This is a genomic window from Shewanella sp. 11B5 (genome assembly GCF_002836795.1).
In the GTDB taxonomy this organism is placed as follows: Bacteria; Pseudomonadota; Gammaproteobacteria; order Enterobacterales; family Shewanellaceae; genus Shewanella; species Shewanella frigidimarina.
Genome location: NZ_PJAP01000489.1, coordinates 1 through 6,048, shown reverse-complemented (window position 1 = coordinate 6,048; position 6,048 = coordinate 1). Strand labels below are relative to the sequence as shown.

Here is a 6,048-nt window from a genome sequence, read left to right as displayed (position 1 = left end):
GCCTTAGTCGCGCCTAAACGTGCCAAGAAGGGCAAATGCGTGACCCAAATGTATTATGCACGCCAAGGTATTATTACCCCTGAAATGGAATACATTGCCATTCGTGAAAACATGGCTCGCGCTGAAGTAACCGATAGCGTGTTGACTCAAAAAGCCCCAGGTGAGAATTTTGGTGCACATATTGGGCAACTTATCACTCCTGAGTTTGTCCGCGATGAAGTCGCCCGAGGTCGAGCAATTATTCCGCTGAATATTAACCATCCTGAAACTGAACCTATGATTATTGGGCGTAATTTTTTGGTGAAGGTGAATGCCAATATTGGTAATTCGGCGGTGACATCTTCGATTGAAGAAGAAGTTGAAAAACTCGTGTGGTCTACCCGTTGGGGCGCCGATACGGTCATGGATTTGTCGACTGGACGTTATATTCATGAAACGCGTGAGTGGCTTATCCGTAATTCGCCTGTGCCGATTGGTACTGTGCCGATTTATCAAGCATTAGAAAAGGTTAATGGCGTTGCCGAAGACCTCAGTTGGGCGGTATTTAGAGATACATTGATTGAACAAGCCGAGCAGGGCGTAGACTATTTTACGATTCATGCAGGGGTGTTATTGCGTTATGTACCCATGACCGCCAAACGCCTTACCGGCATTGTGTCGCGTGGCGGTTCAATTATGGCTAAGTGGTGTTTAAGTCATCATCAAGAAAGTTTCTTATATGAACATTTTCGCGATATTTGCCAAATTTGCGCCCAATACGATGTGTCGTTGTCTTTAGGGGATGGTATGCGCCCCGGTTCAATTGCCGACGCCAATGATGAAGCGCAATTTGCGGAATTAGAAACCTTAGGTGAATTGGTCAAAATTGCATGGGAATACGATGTGCAGACCATCATCGAAGGCCCTGGTCATGTGCCAATGCAGTTGATTAAAGTCAATATGGAAAAGCAATTGGCCCTTTGTGACGAAGCGCCTTTTTATACCTTAGGCCCACAAACTACCGATATCGCGCCGGGTTATGATCACTTCACCTCAGGGATTGGCGCTGCCATGATGGCTTGGTATGGCGTGGCGATGTTGTGTTACGTCACCCCCAAAGAACACTTAGGCTTACCTAACAAAGAAGATGTAAAACAAGGCTTAATTGCCTACAAGATTGCAGCTCATGCTGCTGATGTCGCTAAAGGTCATCCAGGTGCACAAGTTCGTGATAATGCGTTATCCAAAGCCCGCTTTGAATTCCGTTGGGAAGATCAATACAACCTAGGCCTTGATCCTGATACCGCTCGTGCTTACCACGACGAATCGTTACCACAAGAATCAGCAAAAGTGGCTCATTTTTGTTCAATGTGTGGGCCTAAATTTTGCTCGATGAAAATAACCCACGAAGTGCGTGAATATGCCGCGAATCTTCAACAAGCAGAGGCACTTAAGATTGAAGTCTCTTCGGCTAATGCTTATCAAGCTCTACATACGACTCAAGCCATAAATCCGTCCGAAGCGATGGCGCAAAAGTCGGCAGAGTTCAAAGCGTCGGGCTCGGCGCTTTATCACGATGTCAAACCCGCAGCACAAGTTAATACTGACTTAACGGTAGAGGTTGAATAATCGCCATGAATTCATCGACATTTGTCAGTGAATCCATAACTCAAACCCCACCCATTGTCTGGACCATAGCGGGTTCAGACAGTGGTGGTGGTGCGGGGATTCAAGCTGATTTATTAACTATGCAAGACTTGTCGTGTCACGGGTGTAGCGTAATAACCACAGTAACTGCGCAAAACTCAGTCAGTGTGAGTCTTGTAGAAACCGTTTCTGAATCCATGTTGTTGGCCCAGTTCAGCAGTTTACTTGCCGATCTGCCGCCAGTGGCGATTAAAATTGGCCTGTTGGCATCCCAAGCACAGGTGGACATATTAGCTGGCTGTTTAGCTCAAATGCGTGCTATTCAGATGATGGTACCTTTTGTGGTGCTTGATCCTGTCATGGTCGCCAGTAGTGGTGCGCACTTTAATCCTATCGATCTCGATTTTAGCCCTCTCATTGGTTTAATTGATTTACTAACGCCTAATCAGCACGAATTGAAACGTTTATGTTCTCAGTATGCGTTAGCGCAAGATTGTGCTGATGTCGGCAGCAATGGTTCTCAGCAACAGCAAATGATCCGCGATGCCAAATTGTTATCCGATACATTTAAATGTCATGTGCTCGCTAAAGGCGGTGATGCTCAGTGGCAGCAACAGCAGGCGATAGATGTATATGTGAGTAAAAGCGTTAAAGGCGTCAGCCTTGCACACAGTCATGCGGTGTTTATGCTAAGTAACCCGCGGATAGCAACGACTAATAATCATGGCAGTGGTTGCACATTATCATCTGCAATAGCGTGTTTTATTGCCCATAACTTCGTGATCCATGATGCTATTGTGCTGGCAAAAGCCTACGTCAATAAGGGACTCACTTTAGGTGTAAGCCTTGGCCAAGGACCTGGTGTATTAGCCCGTACTGGTTGGCCTGCTGATTTAGAAATGATGCCATCAATCAAGTTAGTCTCTTCTGACTATCGCGCTCAAGATCGGTTTAAGCCAGCTCCACTGAATGGTTTTAAAGCGCTGCATCAATCCTTGGGGATTTATCCTGTTTTAGATGATCTTGGAATATTAAAAAATGTCTTAAAAGCGGGCTGCAAGACGGTCCAATATCGTGCCAAGCTAGCGACTAATACCGATGCCGATACCGATAATCGGCAACGATTAACACTCGAAGCGAATATCATTGAGGCCATCAAACTCGGCCGCGAATATCATGCTCAGTTGTTTATTAATGATCATTGGCAACTGGCGATTAAACACGGTGCTTTTGGGGTTCATTTAGGCCAAGAGGATTTGGTCATTGCAGATTTAACCGCGATAGCGGCAACAGGAATGGCGTTAGGGTTATCGAGTCACAGTTATTTTGAAGCCTTGTTAGCCCACCAATGTTCGCCTTCATATATTGCTCTTGGGCATATTTTTGCTACCACGACCAAGCAAATGCCTTCCGCGCCTCAAGGGCTCAGCAAACTTAAACGTTATGCCAGTTTATTTGCGCGCCATTATCCTACTGTTGCAATTGGCGGGATAAATCTAAATAACCTTGAGTTGATCGCTGAAACCGGCGTTGGTGATGCTGCTGTTGTTAGAGCGGTAGCTATGGCTGACGATCCTGCGAAAGCGTATCGAGCCTTGCATCATAAATGGTTGCAGCTTACCCGACCTTTAGCAAAAGCCTGTTCACCTCAGGAGGGCGTATGAATTCTCTATCTGGTCTGGATTACATTCAGTATTCACGCACCATGCTACTGAGTGATATTGGAGAAGCAGGGCAGCTTGCCATTATGAATAGCCCTGTAGTGATCATCGGTGTAGGAGGCTTAGGAAATGTAGTGGCGCATTATTTAGCTGCTGCGGGTGTTCAGCAAATACTGTTAATTGATCATGATGTGGTGGAATTATCCAATTTACCAAGGCAACTACTGTTCAGGGCATCTGATATTGGCAAAGCAAAAGTCAACATTGCAAAAAGTGCACTGAGTGATGCTTACCCTCAAATCAATATCGACGTGTTAGCACAACCCATTACCTCAGCGCATTTTAAGCAGCTTGTTAAACGATTTACGGTAAAACCTGTAGTGTTCGATTGCACAGATAATGTCAGTGCGAGGCAATTGATAAACCAACTGTGTGTACAGCATCAGTTAACCTTGGTTAGTGGTGCTATCAGTGCATATCAGGGGCAATTATTTTGTATTGATTTTTCCAGCCCACATTCACACAGCGGTTGCTATTGTTGTTTATATCCACTTGATACACCCATTATGCAAAATTGTACTCAAGCTGGCGTGTTTGGGCCCGCCGTGGGCATTATAGCCAGTATGCAAGCGCTGGTGGGCCTGCAGCACATCTGCAATACCTTTACGAAATACGGTGTTTTACATCGATTTAATGCTCAGGATTTACGTTGGCAGTATGCCAACATGAGTCAAGACCCACAGTGTGAAGTGTGTCATCAATATCCATTTACTGATCATCAGGAGCGGTCTAATGACACAAACTGATCCCCATGGGGTAATAACTCTGCACCTCAATGGTGTCGAGCAACAAGTTCGGGCTAATTTAAACTTGGCTGAACTACTTATACTGAGTGATTTACCCACTCAAGGAGTGGCCATTGTGGTCAACGATACTGTTGTGCCTCGAAGTCGTTGGATGCATGCAGTGTGTCAAGCCGATGACAATATAACCGTCTTTTCTGCCGTTGCTGGAGGTTAATGATGTTAACGATAGCCGATCATCAATTTTCGTCTCGGTTACTCACCGGAACAGGAAAATTTTCAAATCACAATACAATGTTACAAGCGATAGCAAGTTCTGGTTCGCAGTTAGTCACCTTAGCGATGAAGCGGATTGATTTGACTCGCGGCCATGACAATTTACTCGGTCCTTTGCAAAGTATGGGGGTTAAATTACTACCTAATACCGCTGGTGCGCGTAATGCCAAAGAAGCTATTTTTGCCGCTGAACTCGCTTATGAAATGCTGGGCACTAAATGGATTAAACTTGAAATTCATCCCGATCCTAAATACCTCATGCCCGATCCTATTGAAACATTAATAGCGGCTCAACACTTATGCGAAAAAGGCTATATTGTCATGCCTTATGTGCATGCTGATCCAGTCTTGTGTAGGCGCTTAGAAGAAGTCGGTTGCGCTGCGGTGATGCCACTCGGCAGTCCAATAGGCAGTAATCAAGGGTTAGCAACGGAAACATTCTTAAGCATTATTATCGAACAGGCTAATATCCCGGTAATAGTGGATGCCGGCATTGGTGCACCTTCACAAGCTTGCAGAGCTATGGAAATGGGCGCAGCTGCAGTATTGGTGAATACCGCGATTGCAAGTAGTGCCAATCCTCAGCAAATGGCTAAATGTTTTGCTGATGCGGTTGCCACAGGAAGACAAGCTTATCTTGCTGGATTAGGGGCCGTGAACAACCATGCTCACGCGACCAGTCCTTTGACCGGATTCTTGTCAGAGCCATCAATCAGTTCACTTGCAAAGTCAGTGAATAGTAAGGGGGGCTAGTATGACGTATTCAAGCGTATTTGCGCAATTAGCCCCCGAAGCATTATCGATGAAGTTGTATTCAACAACCGCCAAAGACGTTGAGTTGGCTTTGAAAAATCCAAGCGGTAATCTTGATAGCTTGTTGGCATTATTATCTCCTGCCGCAATGCCATACATTGAACCGATGGCGAAGCAAGCAGCTCAGCTGACTCGGCAGCGATTTGGTGCAAATATCGGCCTTTTCTTACCCTTATATTTATCAAACTTGTGCGCCAATGAGTGCGATTATTGTGGATTTAGTATGAGCAATAAGGTCAAGCGCAAAACTCTTACTCGTGATGAACTAGCAGCGGAAATGGCGATTATTAAACAACGTGGCTTTGATTCTATATTATTGGTGTCTGGCGAACACGAAACTAAAGTTGGAATGGAGTATTTTGAGTCGGTGCTACCGTTAGTTAGCAGGGCTTTTAATTACGTGGCAATGGAAGTTCAACCATTGGAGACTGATCAGTATCAGCGTCTTGGCAAACTAGGTGTTGATGCCGTTATGGTATACCAAGAAACATATCGTGCTCATACTTATGCTCAGCATCATACTCGCGGCAAAAAACAAGACTTTATCTATCGCTTAGATACCCCTGACCGAGTGGCAAAAGCGGGTATCGATAAAATTGGCCTCGGGGTATTACTTGGGTTAGATGATTGGCGCTTAGATGCATTACTTATGGGCTTTCATCTAGATTACTTGGAAAATACCTACTGGCGCAGTCGCTACAGTATTTCACTACCTCGTTTACGTCCATGTACTGGCGGCATTACACCGAAAGTTGAATTAACCGACGCAGGATTAGTACAAATGATCTGTGCATTTAGGTTGTTTAACCCCCAGCTCGAAATCAGTTTATCCACGCGAGAGTTACCATCATTAAGGGATAATTTACTCC

6 protein-coding genes are annotated in these 6,048 nt (G+C 45.2%); all 6 read left to right on the top strand.

What is annotated here, in order from left to right; translation table 11 throughout:
• The coding region (thiC, locus tag CXF78_RS11455) for a phosphomethylpyrimidine synthase ThiC (RefSeq protein ID WP_102036854.1) at positions 1-1,608 on the top strand (1,608 nt) is incomplete at its 5' end.
• Between the two features lie 5 nt (positions 1,609-1,613).
• Complete coding sequence (locus CXF78_RS11450) at positions 1,614-3,290, top strand: bifunctional hydroxymethylpyrimidine kinase/phosphomethylpyrimidine kinase (protein WP_102036853.1); 1,677 nt, start codon at positions 1,614-1,616, stop codon at positions 3,288-3,290.
• On the top strand, positions 3,287-4,093 hold the full coding sequence (locus CXF78_RS11445; protein ID WP_165870994.1) for a HesA/MoeB/ThiF family protein: 807 nt from the start codon (positions 3,287-3,289) through the stop codon (positions 4,091-4,093). The genes CXF78_RS11450 and CXF78_RS11445 overlap by 4 nt, the downstream gene beginning before the upstream one ends.
• Positions 4,080-4,307 carry a sulfur carrier protein ThiS gene (gene thiS, locus CXF78_RS11440; RefSeq protein WP_102036851.1) on the top strand — a complete coding sequence of 76 codons (228 nt, stop codon included), beginning with the start codon at positions 4,080-4,082 and terminating at the stop codon, positions 4,305-4,307. The genes CXF78_RS11445 and thiS overlap by 14 nt, the downstream gene beginning before the upstream one ends.
• A 2-nt stretch (positions 4,308-4,309) precedes the next feature.
• The gene (locus CXF78_RS11435) at positions 4,310-5,119 is read left to right on the top strand and encodes a thiazole synthase (RefSeq protein ID WP_011637653.1); all 810 of its coding nucleotides are present in this window, start codon (positions 4,310-4,312) and stop codon (positions 5,117-5,119) included.
• A 1-nt stretch (position 5,120) separates the two neighbouring features.
• A partial coding sequence (gene thiH, locus CXF78_RS11430) for a 2-iminoacetate synthase ThiH (RefSeq protein ID WP_102036850.1) occupies positions 5,121-6,048 on the top strand: 928 nt, incomplete at its 3' end.